This is a genomic window from Flavobacterium ginsengiterrae, assembly GCF_039539785.1.
Taxonomy (GTDB): Bacteria; Bacteroidota; Bacteroidia; order Flavobacteriales; family Flavobacteriaceae; genus Flavobacterium; species Flavobacterium ginsengiterrae.
The window spans coordinates 1,181,664-1,198,249 of sequence record NZ_BAABDU010000004.1; the positions used below are offsets into that span (position 1 = coordinate 1,181,664).

At 34.5% G+C, this 16,586-nt stretch carries 11 protein-coding genes; 2 read left to right on the forward strand and 9 right to left on the reverse strand.

Features of this window, described 5'->3' with window-relative positions:
- Positions 1-20 precede the first annotated feature (20 nt).
- The 6 genes from ABD859_RS15605 to ABD859_RS15630 form a co-directional block, all read right to left on the reverse strand.
- Positions 21-2,792 carry a M16 family metallopeptidase gene (locus tag ABD859_RS15605; RefSeq protein ID WP_345145513.1) on the reverse strand — a complete coding sequence of 924 codons (2,772 nt, stop codon included), beginning with the start codon at positions 2,790-2,792 and terminating at the stop codon, positions 21-23.
- Positions 2,793-3,000: 208 nt separating this feature from the next.
- Positions 3,001-4,152: a redoxin domain-containing protein gene (locus ABD859_RS15610; protein ID WP_345145514.1), complete on the reverse strand. Its 1,152-nt coding sequence runs from the start codon at positions 4,150-4,152 to the stop codon at positions 3,001-3,003.
- 104 nt (positions 4,153-4,256) lie between these two features.
- Positions 4,257-5,447: a redoxin domain-containing protein gene (locus ABD859_RS15615; protein WP_345145515.1), complete on the reverse strand. Its 1,191-nt coding sequence runs from the start codon at positions 5,445-5,447 to the stop codon at positions 4,257-4,259.
- Positions 5,448-5,515: 68 nt separating this feature from the next.
- On the reverse strand, positions 5,516-6,919 hold the full coding sequence (locus ABD859_RS15620) for a RagB/SusD family nutrient uptake outer membrane protein (RefSeq protein WP_345145516.1): 1,404 nt from the start codon (positions 6,917-6,919) through the stop codon (positions 5,516-5,518).
- 17 nt (positions 6,920-6,936) lie between these two features.
- Positions 6,937-10,530 (reverse strand): SusC/RagA family TonB-linked outer membrane protein, encoded by a 3,594-nt coding sequence (locus ABD859_RS15625; RefSeq protein ID WP_345145517.1) that lies wholly within the window; start codon positions 10,528-10,530, stop codon positions 6,937-6,939.
- A gap of 157 nt (positions 10,531-10,687) precedes the next feature.
- Positions 10,688-11,836, reverse strand: coding sequence for a FecR family protein (locus ABD859_RS15630; RefSeq protein WP_345145518.1), 1,149 nt, complete (start codon positions 11,834-11,836; stop codon positions 10,688-10,690).
- Between the two features lie 279 nt (positions 11,837-12,115).
- Between ABD859_RS15630 and ABD859_RS15635 the strand changes: the two genes are divergently transcribed.
- Positions 12,116-12,727: an RNA polymerase sigma factor gene (locus ABD859_RS15635; protein WP_345145519.1), complete on the forward strand. Its 612-nt coding sequence runs from the start codon at positions 12,116-12,118 to the stop codon at positions 12,725-12,727.
- A 9-nt stretch (positions 12,728-12,736) separates the two neighbouring features.
- Here the strand turns inward: ABD859_RS15635 and ABD859_RS15640 are convergent, their stop codons facing one another.
- The gene (locus ABD859_RS15640) at positions 12,737-13,087 is read right to left on the reverse strand and encodes a gamma-glutamylcyclotransferase family protein (RefSeq protein ID WP_345145520.1); all 351 of its coding nucleotides are present in this window, start codon (positions 13,085-13,087) and stop codon (positions 12,737-12,739) included.
- Between the two features lie 9 nt (positions 13,088-13,096).
- Positions 13,097-13,840: an MBL fold metallo-hydrolase gene (locus ABD859_RS15645; protein ID WP_345145521.1), complete on the reverse strand. Its 744-nt coding sequence runs from the start codon at positions 13,838-13,840 to the stop codon at positions 13,097-13,099.
- A 102-nt stretch (positions 13,841-13,942) separates the two neighbouring features.
- On the opposite strand from ABD859_RS15645, the gene ABD859_RS15650 reads away from it, so the two are divergent.
- Positions 13,943-14,818, forward strand: a complete 876-nt coding sequence (locus ABD859_RS15650; RefSeq protein WP_345145522.1) for a LysR substrate-binding domain-containing protein — start codon at positions 13,943-13,945, stop codon at positions 14,816-14,818.
- Positions 14,819-14,873: 55 nt separating this feature from the next.
- Here the strand turns inward: ABD859_RS15650 and ABD859_RS15655 are convergent, their stop codons facing one another.
- On the reverse strand, positions 14,874-16,499 hold the full coding sequence (locus ABD859_RS15655; protein ID WP_345145523.1) for a GH35 family beta-galactosidase: 1,626 nt from the start codon (positions 16,497-16,499) through the stop codon (positions 14,874-14,876).
- Positions 16,500-16,586: the final 87 nt, after the last annotated feature.

Consider the following 16,586-nt stretch of genomic DNA (forward strand, 5'->3'; position numbering starts at 1 on the left):
TGACTACTGATCACTGAAAACTACTTATCGAGCGAACCAGCTTTAATAATGATCATTTTATCCAGCTGAATGTATTTCTTAATCGCGTCGTTTACCTGCTGTAAAGTGGCTTTTTCGATATCTTTTGGATACTGCTCGATATAATTTGGCTCTAAACCTCTTTCTACAAAGCTTAAAATAGTTCTCGCCATTCCGTTTGTGGTTGACATTCCTACTTTAAAACTTCCAATTAAATTGGTTTTCTTATTTTCAAGTTCTGTTGCTGTAATTCCGTCTTTTACCCATTTATCTACCTGAACTTTTGTGGCGTCAAGTCCTTTTTGAAATAATGCCGGATTAAAAGATGCGTTTACAAACCAATATCCGCCGGTTGCAATATTTCCGCCTAATCCAGATGAAATATTATAGGTTAATCCGTCGTTGTCGCGGACTGTCTGCATTAAACGTCCGGCAAATCCTGCGCCTAATGTGTAGTTTCCTATGTAAAACGGAATATAATCGGCATCGGTTCTTTTTAAACCTGTATATTGTCCTATAAACAACTCAGCGCTTGGTTTTTCTGGAATTGTAACTATTTCTGTTTTTGAATTGGCTTTTACGGCTTCTTCAAATTTCATGTTTTCTACAACCCCACCATTCCAGTTTTTGAATGATTTTTTTAGCGAAGCGGGTAAATTAGCACCTTCTGTATCTCCCACAATTACAAGGTGCATTGAAGCAGGTCCAAAATATTTTTTGTGGAATGCTTTTACTTCATCTAGAGATGCATTTTTAATATTAGTAATATTATCTTCAACGCTTAAACTGTAGTTTGGATTTGCTTTTGGATAAATCGCCTGCGATAATGCAATGCTTCCTCTCTCGCCCGGATCGTTTAAATCCTGTTGTGTATTGCCAATAAACTGCTGTTTTAGGTTTTCGAATTCTTTGGCATCAAATAATGGATTTCTTAGTTCTTCTGCTAATAAAGCAATTACCTGATCTAAGTCTTTTTTCAAACATTTAAAGCCAATATTGATTTTAAAAGTAGAAGCATTTACGTTTAAGTTTACACCTAATTTCTGTAGTTTTTCTGAAAATTTGAATTTGTCATTCAACGTAGTTCCTTTTGATAACATTGAAGCAGTTAGTGACGGAATGATATTATTTTTTCCTTCGTTTGCATAGTTTCCTAATGAAATACTGGCCGCAACGGTTACGAAATCTTTTGCTGAAGTTTTTACCGAAATTACGTCGATTCCTGCTGCTTTTTCTCGTTTATAAGCCGAAGCTGTTTTTTCGATTTGAGTATCATCAAAAGCAATTGCTGCAGTATTTTTTTGTTCCGAAGAAAGAACCGAAGCTGGTTCTTCGTGTACATGTCCGTCTTCTGAATGTCTGTAATAAAACGGGCCATTTTCCGGCATATAATTACTTGCTTTCGCCGAATCCTGATTTTGAGATCCTGTCTGTTTTGGAATAAAATAACCTGTTGTGCTTTGGTCTTCGACTAAATATTTTTGAGCCACACGCAAAACATCAGCCGGAGTTACTTTTTTCAATCGGTCGACACCAGTAATATAATCTGTCCAGTCGCCAGATGCAATAGCTTCGTTTAATTCTGATGCAATAACGCCGGAACCGTCTCTTGCCAAAATAGTCTGCGCGCTGATTTTTGCCACAACTCGGTTTACCTCATCTTGGGTTACACCTTCTTTTTGGATTTTTGCTACGACTTCGCTGATTTTAGCATCAATATCTTCGTGTTTTGATGTGGTTGGGAAACCTACGCCAATGGTAAAAAGCCCAACTTCTTTAAAATTAGTCGCATTTGCATAAGCGTAAATTCCTAAACGTGTATCTACAAAGGTTTTATTTAAAATCGCCGATGGTCCCGCGCCTATAATTTCTCCTAAAATATTTAAGGCCGGAAGATCTTCGTGTAAAGCACCCGGAATTTTATAGGCTTTGTTTACAACACCTAATTCGCCCGGTTTTCTTACTACAATTTTGCGCGCACCGTATTGCTGAGGTTCCTGCGTATACGGCTGTGGCATTGCGTTTGGCGCTTTTGTAATTTTACCGAAGTATTTTTCGATTAGTTCAAAAACATTGTCTTTTTTAAAATCGCCAATAATGGTTAAAGTCGCATTATCTGGCCAATAATAGGTATTGTAGAAATTCTTCAGTACTTCGATTGGTGCATTTTCTATATCTGATTTCCATCCAATTGTTGAATGATGATATGGATGCGCAATATAAGCCGAAGCCCAGATTTCTTTGTCTAATAAACTGTTTGGATTGTTTTCGCCGCGTTCAAATTCGTTGCGTACAACGGTCATTTCTGCTTCTTTATCTTCTTTTAATAATAAAGAATTACGCATTCTGTCGGCTTCAATTTGAATTGCAAGTTCGATTTTATCACTTGGCAGTGTTTCAAAATAATTGGTTCTGTCGTACCATGTTGTAGCATTTAACTGCGCTCCTGTATTTTGCAGAACATCAGTAATCGTGTTTCCGTTTTTCTTGTTGAAACTTGGTGTTCCTTTAAACATTAAATGCTCTAAAAGGTGTGTTGATCCGGTGTTTCCTAAAACTTCATGTTTAGAACCTACACGATATACAATCTGCACGGTTGCCACCGGAGAAGCATTGTCCTGCAAAAGCAAAACATTCATGCCGTTTGGTTGGTATAAATATTCTTCTATTCCGCCTAATTCTTTTATTTTCTTGAAGTTAACTGATTTACTCTGCGCTGAAATAAGCGTGCAGAATGCTAGTGAGCAATAGCCCAGAAAGATAGTTTTTTTCATTTTTGTTTGATTGATTTTTTTTCTAACGTTTACAAAATTTTACCCAATAGCTGTGTATAATTTTTAACGCGGATAAAACGGATTCGCTATCGCGAAAACGCGGATTTACGCGGTTTTTTTTTTTTGCGGTCAGTCGTAATCGTAAACTTTGTCAAAGTTTGAAACTTTGACAAAGCTTTTTGAGTACGCTAAAACTGAACAATATATTTTAAGATTTGCTGAAAATTTCTTTTAGTTTTTTCTGAAGTTCTTCTTCTCTTAAGTTTGAAGCTGCAATTTTTCCGTCAGGACCAATTAAGTAATTGGTTGGCACTACAGAAACGCCGTAGATTTTAGCCGCTTCGTTTTTCCATCCTTTTAGATCAGAAACATGAGTCCAGGTTAAGCCGTCTTTTTCGATTGCTTTTGTCCACGCTTCTTTTTTGTCGTCAAGCGAAACGCCTAAAACTTCAAATCCTTTGTCGTGATACGTTTTGTAAGCCAAAACTACATTTGGATTTTCTTTACGGCATGGTCCGCACCAGCTTGCCCAGAAATCTACTAAAACATATTTTCCTTTGTAATCTGATAATTTTACGACTTTTCCGCTTACATCAGTCTGCGAAAACTCTGGTGCAACAGCTCCAACGGCAGTTTTTTCGAAAAGCTCAACAGAAGCTTTTACTTTTTTTCCGTAGAAAGATTCTTTTACTTCCGGCGATAAAACATCGTACATTTTTTTTGCTAAAGCCGGATTTGGATATTTAATTAATCTGTCGTCTAAAACCAGAGCAGCACCAATACTTGATTTATTTTTTTCGATATATTCTGATGTTGTTTTGTCGGCAATGGTTTGAAGATCTGCCCATTTTTTATCCATAAAAACGCGGTGTTCTTCTGAAAGTTTTCCTTTTGGAATGTTTTTATCTGCGGCATCAACTTTGTACAATGAATCAGATAATTGATATAATGGAAATGCAATTTTCTGAATTTTAGCAAATTCGTTTTTGTAGAATGACTGATAAATAGAATCTTGTTTTGCGCCTTCAATTTTTCCTTTAAAAATAGAATCTTTTAAGGCTTTAAATGCAATTGTTCCATTTTCTAATAAAAATGATCTTCCGTATTCTACTCCTTTTAGTTTGATTGTATGCAGTAATGGCTCTGTTACTGATCCTGTTAAGGTAAATTTACCGTCTACAACTTTTGCAGAATCTACCACTTTTGTACTGTCGCCAAAAGTTTCTAAATATACTAATCCGTCTTTTACACCGTCGATAGTTCCGTTAATCGTGTAGCTGTCTGCTTTTTTAGAACAGGACGTTATAGAAGCTGCAATTACCAATGCAGCGAAACCTGTTTTTAAGATTGTACTTTTCATATTGTTATTTTTTTATTGCGATGTTTTTTTAAACACATAGAAAAATAGTTTTATGCTATGTGTGTGTGATCTAAGTTTACCAGACTGAAAACTGAGACTAAAATTTAAGATTTTAAAAGTTCTTTCAATTTTGCTTCAAGAGCTTCTCCGCGTAAATTATCTGAAACGATAACGCCTTTACTGTCTACTAAATAAGTGGCCGGAATTGTTTTTACATTGAATGCTTTGCTTACTTTATCATCATCATATAAATTTGGCCATTGCATGTTTTCCTGTCCTAAAGCTTTTAACCATGCTTTTTGGTCTTTATCAATCGAAATACTCAAAACTTCAAATCCTTTTTCTGCATAAGCTGCATAAGCATTTTTCAGGTTTGGAATTTCTTTACGGCATGGCGCGCACCATGAAGCCCAAAAATCAATTAGAATGTATTTTTTACCAGAAACGATGTCTTTTACGCTTTTAGCATTTCCGTCTTTATCGTTTAATTGAAAATTGGCAACGCTTGTTCCTACAAGAGATTTTGGATTTATTTCTTTGTCAACCAATTGTCCGTAATAGCTTTTTTTAGCTGCATCGGAGAATTGTTCATACAAAGGTTTTTGGTCTGGCGTTAGGTATGAAAACTGAGTCATCATAAAAAATGGTCCCCACCAGTTTGTTTTATGTCTTGTAATAACGTCTGTTGTCAGTTTTTCTACTTTGGTAAAGAATGCTTTTTCATCTGCTTCAAATTTTTTCCATTGAGGAAGATTAGAAACAGAGTCCATAAGTTTTTTGTTATTTTCTTTTCTGGCTTTACCTACAACGTTGCTTAATTCTTCGATTCCAACATGATACGCTTCGTAATCTTTGTTTAATTCATCTTTAAAAGCAGTTTGTTTTACAAAATAATCGTTTGCTTTTGAACCTGTAATGGTTTGGTTTTTAAAACTGATTCTGCCGCCTTCTTGTTTTGGATTTTCTGCTGATGCGGTTACTTTTATTTTTGAATTTTCAACCATAACCGGAATAAAACCTTTGTTGTCTCCAAAAGCTAAGTAGAAATATCTTGGTTCATTTAATTTTCCTGTAAATGAAAATTTTCCGTCTTTTACTTTGGTTTCAGCAACTGCTGTTTCACTTGAGTGTGTGGCTCCCGGAATTAATTTTACGATTGTTCCGTCTTCAAGTCCTGTAATTTGTGCTTCTACAGTATATCCCGCTGCGGGCGTTTTTTTTGCCTGAGCGTCTGCGTAACCTGTAAGCAGTAAGCACACGCAAAGAGCATAAATGTTGTTTTTTAGATTTTTCATGGGTGTTATTTTTTTATAAAGCTTCCTTTTCAGAAGTTTTCCTAATCAGGAAGCTTTCGTTTTTTTGATTATTTAGCTACGTTTTGAGTAAGTGTTCCATTTCCTGGATTTTGAGTTGCTCCTTGTGGGAAAGGCGATGTCCATAAATGAGAATCTGATTTTAATGTGTAAGTAGTTCCATTTACAACTTTGTTAAAACTAACTTTATAAACGCCTTCTGCATTTAAACGTCTTGCATCTGCATAAGGAATAAGAGCCTGTACAAATTCATTATTTTTTGTTTTGAAAATAGCATTCAAAGCTGTTGTTTTGTCTGTTGTTGCAATATCCTGATAAGATGCTGGAAGAATGCGTGTTTTACGAATTGCATTTAAAATTGCCAATGCTTCGCTGATTTTATTATCACGTGCCAAACACTCCGCTTTTATTAAATAAACCTCAACAGTTGTAAGGCCTCCAAAATTGTACATTCCTGATAATATTGAATAGTAATAAGTGTCAGCGCCTACGGTTCTTATTTTCCAACGTGATTTTAAACGTAAATCTCCCGTTTCAAAACGCGCCGCTCTTTCTACTGGAATACTTGGTTCTCTTCCTAATGAACGACTTGATCCGTGTCTAAACATATAATTTTCGACATTGTTATAACCCATTGGCGATACAGCAGTAGTATATGAATTGGGCACATCAATAATTGCCTTATTTGCTTCGTAAAAAGCTACCCAGTCAAACAATTTATTATTTTCTGCTAATGCTAAATCTGCATATTTTAAAGCTTCTGTGTAGTTACTCATTTGTAGATAGACTCTTGAATAAAAAGCATAACCAGCTCCTAAATTTGGATGCAAAGCGGTTTGAGAGACTTTAGGCAAATAAGGCAATGCTTCTTTAATATCATTCAGAATAAAATCATACATTTCCTGAATGGTTACTTGTTTGCTTGGCGCATTGATATTGGCACTTGTAATTAACGGAACTGATAATTTTGTTGCTGCTGTAGAAGCTGCATAAGTATCTGCATAAAAATTAGTTACATAAAAGAAGTTCATGGCACGCATTATTTTTGCTTGTGCCCAAACCACTCTTTGTTCTTGCTCAGTCGCTTTGGTTGTCGAAAGCGCATTTTCAATAATTAAATTAAAAGCTGAAATTCCGCTGTAAGCCGTATAATAGTACGATTCGTCTGATACTTTCAATGCGATACGATCTGCATTTTCATCCCACATATAATTTGCATTATACAATCTATTGCTTGTTAATGAAGCGGCTGTTACAAATTGATCGTTTAGTACATGATTTGCTCCCAGAATATCTAATCTTGTGTTGTATTCATCGCGCAAAAAAGCTTCATAATCTGCTAATGTTTCCGGTGATTTTGCTCCTTTTGGCACATCGTTCAAATAGTCTTCGCAAGATGCTAAAGTCAATCCTAAAGCCAATACGCACGCTACTTTTTTATATATATTTTTCATCGTCTAGTCTTTAAAAATTAGAAATTAACATTTACTCCCATGACAAAACTTGGAGATATAAAGCCGCCTAGCATGTATTTGGCATCTCTGCTTTTGGCAAAAGTGTATACGTTTTCTGCATTCAAATTGAATCGTACTCCGTCTAGTTTTACTCTTTTAATAATATCTTTTGGCATTTGATACGCTAACGAAATGTTGCTCAATCTTACATTTGAAGCGTCCAAAATATTAATATCTGCATAAGAATAAATAGTGCGGGATTCTGAATTAAAATCAGCTTCATATTCGTAAACCGCTCTAGGAACATTGGTAAAAGCTTCATCTCCTGGCTGCATCCAACGATCTGCAATACGATTGTTTACCACCGAAATATCTGTTACATAACCTCCAAGCGCACCATTGTAACTGTTATTCAACATTGGCAAAAATGTGTTTTTTACTTTATGTCCTAACTCGTAAATAAAAAGAGCCGAAAGCGAGAAGTTTTTATAATTAGCAGATGTGTGGAAAGAACCACTGTGTGTAGGAACTGTTGAACCGTAATCTTTAATTGCGTCTAACTGTCCTGGATTATATTTAACTGCAGTTCCTGAAGCATCATAAACCTGAGGCATTCCTGTATTACTTAAACCAGCCCATTGATAGCCATAAATAGCGTTAAAACTGGTTCCAATTCTAGGATAAGCCTGCGGGTAATCTAATTGTAAATAATAAACAGGAGCTTTTACATTTACATAATCTACTGTATTTTTATTGTAGGCATACAAAACAGCGGCATCCCAAGAGAAAGAAGGCATTTTTACGATTGTGCCTCTTAAAGTGGCTTCGATACCTTTGTTGGTCATTTCTCCATTATTAAGATAGTACGTAGAATATCCAAACCCTTCTGTTGGAATTCCCTGGCTGCTTGCTAACAAATCCTGACCTTTTTTGTTGTATAAATCCAGAGTTCCGCTTAATCTGCTTTTAAAGAATGAAAAGTCTAAACCAATATTGGTTGTTGTTGTTTTTTCCCAAGACAACTCAGGATTTGGTCGCTTACCTACACTTCCATAAGTTCCTCCAACATTGGCATTGGCATAATAAAAAGCGGTTAAATAAGGAGCAGAATCTTTAGCAATGTTTCCTGCAATACCATAAGAACCTCGCAGTTTAAGAGCATCAACCCAAGCAACATCAAAAAATGATTCATTGTTAATATTCCAGCCCGCACCTACAGACCAGATTGGTTTGTTTTGGTATTTGCTATCTGTTCCCCAAAGGTTTGAACGATCCCAACGAATACTTCCAGAAAGAGAATATCTTTTATCATACGTATAACCTCCTGTAGAATAAACAGAAACATAACGGTTCTGTAATTCTTTTTGTAATCCAAAATCATTTTGTGACATATAACCGCCAAAAACAGCGCCGTATACTTTTAATAAATCGGCTTGATTTATTGCTGTAAAAGTTAAGGCTTGTGAATCGTAACCATAGCGTGTGTTATCGTTATATTCTTGTTTGGAATGACGGATTTCCATACCTGCGATAGCAGAAAAATCATGCTTTTCTGCAAAAGTCTGATTGAAATTTAATTGCTGACGGAAATTATAAGCGTTAGAAAATTGGTTGGTTTCTTTTATGATATCTCCATAAGGTAAATTGTAAACTGCTTTGTTATTAGCAAGTGTTACCAAACCATTTACTTTATTTCTAACATAAAATGATTCTTTTGCAAACAATTGACTTGCACGATCTGAGGCAAACTCGTATTGGAACATTGCATTGTAAGTAAAAGCGCTGCTGAATTTTACATTAAACTTGGCAAATGTTCTGTTTAAGAAATTTTTGTTTTCAGTTAAATTTCTTCCTAACTCGTCCATCGGCGTAATATCCATGTTGTAAAGACCATAAGTCTGCATAGAATTAAGCGTAAAATTATTGTAGCGAGAAGCAGCAGTTGAAACAAAATTAGTTCCGTCGTTATTTACTAATTGATTGTATGGCTGCCATTTAAATCCAGGATTATCAGAAACAGCTGCCGGATTAATAGGCTTATAATACTGAGTATCTCCTATTCCGTAGTTTAAATAAGTTCCCAAATCTAAAGAAAGCCAGTCGTTAATCTGAGTCGAATTTTTCAAATTAATACCAACCGACTGATTTTCAGAATACATATCTTCCAACTGATTGTCTTTGTACGTAATCGAAGCATTAAAAGTATTGTTTTGACTCGCTTTACCTAAACTAAGATTGTGCTGCATAAAATACTGATCGCGTTTTGCGTATTTTGCCACATCATCATAGTATTTATATCCCTGAGAGCCAAGCTGGTTTAAACGATTATTCATTTCTGCCTGAGAAATATTTCCTGCGTAACCGTTTAAAATAGTCTGCATTCCCAAACTGGTAAATGCTGCATTATTCAATAAAGATTGTGCGTATGTATTGGCGTTAGCAGTTTTTAAATTAGGATTTCCATCTGCCCATCCTCTTTCTAAACCAATAATATCAGCAGAACTAGTAAGATTGCCTGTATAATTTCGGTAAGGTGTAATGGTTAAATTACTTGAAAACGAAATGTTTGTTTTACCTTGTTTTGCTTTTTTTGTTGTAATTACTATAACTCCATTTGCCGCACGAGCACCATAAATAGAAGAAGCTGCCGCATCTTTTAAAACTGTAATCGTTTCGATGTCTTCTAAGTTTAAGTTAGGAAGATTTTCTTCTATAGTTGCATAAGGTGTTAATCTAGTATTTTCAACAGGAAAACCGTCAATAACATATAACGGAGCCATCGCATTAGTATTCATAGATGTTGTACCACGAATTTTTCCGTCTTGATATCCAACAATACGTCCTTCTAAAATTTTATCTAAACCGCTTAAACGCTGTTCCTGAAAATCTTTTGCCTTTAAGCTGGAAAAAGAACCTGTTGCTTTTTCTGCACTAATATCCTGATATCCAGTTTTTAAAACCACACCTTCAAGTTCTAATACATCTTCTTTTAAAACAACATTTATAACGCTTCTGCCTTCTACTTTTATTTCCTGTCTTACAAATCCTAAATAAGCAAAAGCCAGAGTCGTTTCGCTGCTTACCGCAATAATCTGATATTCGCCATTAAAATCTGTATTTACGCCTCGTCCGGAACCATTATCAGAAACTGCTGCTCCAACTAAAGGCATTCCTTTTTCATCTGTAACACGTCCTTTTACAATAAAATCTGCAACTTCTTTTTTAGCTTCAGTTTTTTCTGCTTCGATTTTCTTTGCCATTAAAACAATATGATTTCCAGACACTTTGTAATCTGTACTGGTATCTTTAAAAATCGTATTCAAAATGGTTTCGATAGAAGCATTGTTTACATTAACATCAATGGTTCTGTTTAAATCTACAGATCTCACATTGTAAACAAATCTGTAGCTGGTCGTGTATTCCAGTTTTTCTATTGCTTTTGCAACCGTCATGTTATTGGCACTGAAAGACATTTTTGCTTTTTGCGAGTAGGTTACACCCGCCTGCATAACCGTGAGAGTGGTTATTAAGAATAATGTGGTCAATTTCATCTTCAAATCGAATTTCAAAAAAGGTTTGTCGAACCTAATTCTGTTCAATAGTTTTTTCATACTTTTAAAATGTTTTTTAATGTTGGTTGGTTAATTAACTGATCGCATTTATTCTACCGGGAAGTGTTGGCGCATTTTCCGGTTTTTTTTATTCAATGCCGATCCTTTTTCTGGATTTTTGTTACATAGGCAGCTTTGTTTATTTTAGTTTTTATATTTATTTAATCGTAATTCGGTCACGGTCAATATTATAATCGATGGCATAACTGTCGCTGAAATATTTTAAAACCACTTCAATAGGTTCGTTATCAAAACGGGCGTTAAAGATTTCTTTTCCAAGCATTTTATTTCGGTTTATGAAAGTCACATTATAATGACGTTCCAGCTTTTTGATAATCTCATCAAACGAGGCATTTTTAAACACCAGACTGCCTTTTAACCATGCTGTATAATAATCTGTGTTGACTTCTTCTGTTTTTATTTCAGATTGCCCCATTATAGTAGAACCTTTCATTCCGGGTTTTAAATACACGGGATTTTCTTTTGCCGAATTATCTTTATACAGCGAAACTTTTCCTTCTACCAAAACTACATTTGCTGTAGTGCTTTCAGAATATGTATCGACATTAAATTTGGTTCCCAATACCTCAACATTTATATCTTGAGTATTTACGTTAAATGGATGTGCCTGGTCTTTTTTAACCTCAAAAAAAGCTTCTCCAAGCAAGAACACTTGTCGGTTTTTGTTTTTTATAAACTGAACCGGATATCGTAATGACGTTCCTGAGTTTAAATGCACAATGGTTCCGTCTGATAATTCTATTTCAAACTTTTTACCATACGGAATTTTGATCGTATTGAAAACCAATTTTCCGCTTGAATATGTTTTGTTGTAAACCAGTCTGTTTTTTTCCTGTTTTCCAATTACATTTCCGTTTTCGTCAACAATGTTTTTGTCATCGTCAAGATCAAGATTTTGTGATTCGCTCCCCAATTGCAATACAATTTCATCTTCGCGCGGAATGACAACATTTTGTTTTGATTGTACTGCCAAAGTATTTTTATAAAAATAAAATCCTCCTAAAGCCACAATCAAAATGGCTGCATATTTATAATACGATGAAAATCTTCTTTTATAAAAAACGCTGTTTTCTTTTTTAATTCTTTCTGAAAGCTGTTTTCTAACTTCGGCAGAATCAAAATTGTTCAAAACAGTATCTATTGCGTAATTGGTTTTAACAAAATCCTTAAACACAATTTGATTTTCGTCTTCTTTTAACCATTGGGTCAGCGTTTCAATTTCTTCCTGACTTGCCTGATTTGTGATAAATTTGACGATTAATCGTTCTGATTTTTTCACGGTCATTTTAGTTGTTTTTAATATTATTACGAAGCAAAAAATAAAAACCCTAACAATTTGATAAAGTTTTTTTCATTTTGCTGATTTTTTTATTTTTCACAAGTTTTTTCTTTCAATAAATTCTACTAATTTGATAGAAATAAAAGAGTAAATGTTTTTATCTTTGCATTTTCTGTCTTTTTTATTTGTAATAATTTTCGAATAGAAACTGAAAAAAGGAGTGATTTTTATCAAATACAGACCGTATTTTAAGCGCCAAAATTTTTAATTTATATATTTGTTTCTATGAAAACCGATGATTACAACGATAATACTGTCCTAATTGAATCTCTAAAAAGCGGAGATGAAATAGCATATACTTATTTAATCGATACGTATCATCATAAACTATGCGTTTACGCTAACAGTCTGGTTAAAAATGTTTACAGCGCCGAAGATATCGTTCAAAATGTTTTTATTAAAGTTTGGGAACAGCGCACGCGATTAAAAACAGATCATTCTTTAAAAAGTTTTCTTTATAAACTGACTTATAATGAGTTTATTGATTTGTACCGAAAAAATCAATCGCTGTTTTCTCTGGAAAAATCGTATTATGATGCCTTAAACGGAATTGTTCAGGAAGATGATTCTGAGGCTTTTCAAAGAGTTTTGAATGCAGTAAATAAGGAAATTCAAAATTTACCTCCAAAATGTAAAGAGGTTTTTATTTTGAGTAAAAAAGAGGGTTTAACTAATATTGAAATTGCAGAACACCTTGATGTTTCTATAAAAACGGTTGAAGCTCAAATTACAAAAGCATTCTCGATTCTGCGTACTTCTCTGGAAGAAAAAATTAAGAGTGTGTTGTTTTTATTGTTTTCGGCTAAAAAAAAATTCAGACTAAGTAATTTAATCTGAATTTTCCTTTTATTGTTTTAAAGCATAAATGTAACCTTTTCCTTTTTCGCCGTTTTCTAACTGATATTCGGTTTGAATACGAATATAACCATCGCCTTCAAATTCATCGAGATAGTCCCAATGTAAAGTTAAATCTGCTGAAAAAAGAACATAACAGTTTATGGTTTTGGCTTCTGCAGTATTCACAGGAATAAAACCATGATATCCTAAAGACGAGCCCCAGCCTCCTTCTTCAAGTCTGCCTTTTATAAAAGCTTTTTTCCATTCGCCTTTAATTGGGTCCATAACCGCATGGTTGGATTCTCCGGGTGCCAAAGATCCGTAAATAATCAGGGCAGGAATTGATTCTAAATCTCTCATCTTATTGTATTATATTTCTGCTGCCAGCTCTAAAAATTCTAAAACCGGCGTTTTCATATCGTGGTATAAAAGTACTTTCCAATTCTCTTCTTTAGCCAGATGCTCCCATTTTTTTCGGGATTCCATGGCACGTTTTCCGTCAAAATCTGTTTTGTAGGCAACAGGAATTTTTAAATATCTTTTCTGCGGAAGATCATCTGCTCCGTAAAATACAATTTCGTCCTGATCCTTAATCCAAAATACCTGATGAAAAGCTGTGTGTCCTGCCGAAACTTCAAAAGAAATTTCACTGGTAATATTACCGCTGTCAGAATTCATTAATTCTACATTTGGTAAATTTTCAAGTTCATTTAATATTTCGGGAACATACGACGGATTATCGATTTGTTCTAAAGCAAAATCTATTTCTCGTTTTTGAATATAAATTTTAGCCTTTGGAAAATTTTGAACAAGTTTTCCGTTTTCAAAATAACCAATTCCTTCGATGTGATCTTTATGAAGATGTGAAACCAAAACTTTTGTGATTTGTTCCGGTTCTATATTATTTTTTCTTAAAACTTCATGAATGAAAGGAACGCCATTATTGACAAATCCTAACCCAAAATCTAATAAAAGAACATCGTGATCTGTAATTATCACGAAGGGCTGAATGGCCATTTTTAAACCAGATTCGGTTGTATCATCTGTTAAAAGCTGAAATTCTTTTTGAGAATTAGCAATATAATTTCCTTCTTGTAAAGCTATAATTTTCATTTTGTCGTGCTCTTGTTTTGCAATACAGCAAAGTTCTTAAGAATTTCTATATTTGTAAAACCTTATTTTTCGATATAATCAATCGATAAAACCGATTTAGAAATGGAACTTCGTCAGCTTAAATATTTTCTAAAGGCAAAAGAATTACTGAATTTTACCGAAGCGGCTTCGGCATTACATATCAGCCAAAGCACTTTATCACAGCAAATTAAACAATTGGAAGATGAATTACAAGTGCCTCTGTTTAACAGAATTGGCAAACGTATAACGCTGACTGAAGCCGGAGATTTATTTGCCGTTTATGCACAGCAATCTGTAAACAAAGCTTTGGACGGACGTGAATTATTAAAGGATTTAAATAATCTGGAAACGGGAAAAGTAGCCATTGGTGTTACGTATGCTTTACGCCATGTGGTCACAAAGGCTTTGATTTTATTCAGCTCTGAATTTCCGAAAATTCAATTCGAAATTGTGTTTGGAACTTCACAGGAATTAATGCAAAAACTTAATCATTTTCAGCTTGATGTTATTTTGACTTTTGAAGAAATTGCTTCGGAAGCGCATTTTAAATATTTGGAATTATTTACTTCGCCAATGGCTTTGGTAACCTCATCTGAAACTTCTCTAAAAAATAAAAAGACAATTTCTCTGGAAGAAATCAGCACATTACCGCTTGCGATGCCTGCGGGCGGTTTCAGCACCACGCAATTTATCAGCAGGGCTTTTAAAAAAAATAATCTGAATCCAAAAGTTACTATTGAAATAAACGATATTCCCACTTTGCTCGAATTGATTAAAACGGGAAAATGGCATACAATCTTAACGAAAACGACTATCGAAAATGAAAACGATTTACACGCCATTCCTATAAAAGGCGAAAACATGACGCGAACTGCCATGCTTATTTCTTTGAAAGAAGTTTATGAGAAAAAAGCGGTTACGGCTTTTTTAAAAATACTAGTCGAGAATTTGAAATGATGTTTTTCACCACGAATTTTACAAATTGGCACTAATTTTAATTCGCGACAAAAAACTATTCATAACTATATAACTTTATTTTCTGGATTTCGAAATCGCCAACAGAAATTCGCAAATGTCTGCCTTGATGGGTTTGATCTCCATTAAAATGTCTGATTGTTTTCCAGACTTCGTTTTCGAATTTTCCCTGATCTGTTTTTAAAATTCCTGCGTTTCGGTTTTCTTTTAAAGATTTAAAAGTAACTACAATTCCTGAGCCTGAAATGTAAAATTCATCTTTAGCAATTTCAATAATAATGGCACTCGACATGGGCCAGGTTTCTGCTTTTGCTCCGTCAGACCAATTTAGCGTGTAATCGTGTTTAAAAGTGAATTCGTAATCGCCCATTTTTATAATGTGCGTATTATTTTCTTTGTCTAATAAAACGCCGTCTATTTTTCCCTGCCCTTTGTATTTTTCAATTGTTGGCGTTAATTGCTGTACTAAATCATAAATTTTTCCAAGCGGTTCTTTTTTAGCATCGGAAACAGATTCTATCGAAAACGGCGAAAAACCAATGGCTTCATAATGTCCAATCGCGTATAAACCTTTAAACGGAGCAGTTTCATCAAAACGATGTTCCGGAATAAAAAGCGGATCGCCCTGACGTGTAAATAAATCATTCCATTGTTTGAATGACGGATTGTAAAAATCCGGCGCTAAAAAGTCAATTGCATTTCCGGCTGCTTTCCAAATGTCCATAATATGCGGTAATGGTCCGGCGCTTGGATATTGTCCGGGTTTCTTTTCGGGCGCGTTTAAAGCGGCGTTTACAAACATCGGAATTGGATAAGTGTCTTTTCCCGCTTTAGCAATAATATTGGTGAATTTTGAAAAATACCAAGCCATGAAAATTTCGTCTGTATGCAGACCTTTTCCAAAAATTTCTTCCCAGTTTCCTTTGGTTTTAAATCCGTTTTTCTTCCAGATTTCCAAAAATTCCGGAACTAGTTTTTGTTTATTCTTTTGCAAATATTGCATCAATTCATCTGGAACTGATTTTTGAAAGGCAGTATTCGCTAAAGGATGATAATCACGGGCAGTTGGCAGCATTCCGATTTCATTTTCAACCTGAACCATAATTACGGTTTGTTCTTTTTGATCGAAATCTTTAATATGAGTCATCAATTTTTGAAAGGCTTTTAAATCAGCCTGCAGATTTTCTTCGCTGAAAGGTGTCAGGATTTCATGACTTTTGTTTTTATCATCTTTAACTCTGGGATATTTTTTCTGGTTGAGTTTTACCCAAGCTGGCGCGTGGCTCGACATGCTGTTTTTCCATGATCCGAACCAAAGGAAAATGAGTTTTAGATTTTCTTTTCTGGCTCTTACAATTAAATCATCAACTAATGAGAAATCAAATTTTCCCTGTTCTGCTTCTATTAATTCCCAATAAACGGGCGTTAAAACAGTGTTGAGGTTCATATCTGTCAATTTCTGCCAAATAAGTTCCATGCTTTCCATACTGGTTGCTGAAGAATTTCCTAGTTCGCCTCCTCTTATAAGAAAGGGTGTATCGTTAACAATAAGCTGGGTTTTGTTTCCTTTTTTTTGAAGATGCGGGATTTTTTGCTGAGAATATCCAAACTGCATTACAATTAAAAGCAGCATTACAATCGTATTTTTTGAAGATTTAAACATTCTAATTCTTTTAAAAATTAAAAAATAAATAATCCATAATACAAACCATTTTCAGGTTCATATTATGGATTAAATTACAATAAAAAC

What these genes read in the sequence shown, in the direction of transcription:
- ABD859_RS15605 (WP_345145513.1), bottom strand. Translation starts at nt 2,792, where the DNA reads ATGAAAAAAACTATCTTTCTGGGCTATTGCTCACTAGCATTCTGCACG.
- ABD859_RS15610 (WP_345145514.1), bottom strand. Translation starts at nt 4,152, where the DNA reads ATGAAAAGTACAATCTTAAAAACAGGTTTCGCTGCATTGGTAATTGCA.
- ABD859_RS15615 (WP_345145515.1), bottom strand. Translation starts at nt 5,447, where the DNA reads ATGAAAAATCTAAAAAACAACATTTATGCTCTTTGCGTGTGCTTACTG.
- ABD859_RS15620 (WP_345145516.1), bottom strand. Translation starts at nt 6,919, where the DNA reads ATGAAAAATATATATAAAAAAGTAGCGTGCGTATTGGCTTTAGGATTG.
- ABD859_RS15625 (WP_345145517.1), bottom strand. Translation starts at nt 10,530, where the DNA reads ATGAAAAAACTATTGAACAGAATTAGGTTCGACAAACCTTTTTTGAAA.
- ABD859_RS15630 (WP_345145518.1), bottom strand. Translation starts at nt 11,836, where the DNA reads ATGACCGTGAAAAAATCAGAACGATTAATCGTCAAATTTATCACAAAT.
- ABD859_RS15635 (WP_345145519.1), top strand. Translation starts at nt 12,116, where the DNA reads ATGAAAACCGATGATTACAACGATAATACTGTCCTAATTGAATCTCTA.
- ABD859_RS15640 (WP_345145520.1), bottom strand. Translation starts at nt 13,087, where the DNA reads ATGAGAGATTTAGAATCAATTCCTGCCCTGATTATTTACGGATCTTTG.
- ABD859_RS15645 (WP_345145521.1), bottom strand. Translation starts at nt 13,840, where the DNA reads ATGAAAATTATAGCTTTACAAGAAGGAAATTATATTGCTAATTCTCAA.
- ABD859_RS15650 (WP_345145522.1), top strand. Translation starts at nt 13,943, where the DNA reads ATGGAACTTCGTCAGCTTAAATATTTTCTAAAGGCAAAAGAATTACTG.
- ABD859_RS15655 (WP_345145523.1), bottom strand. Translation starts at nt 16,499, where the DNA reads ATGTTTAAATCTTCAAAAAATACGATTGTAATGCTGCTTTTAATTGTA.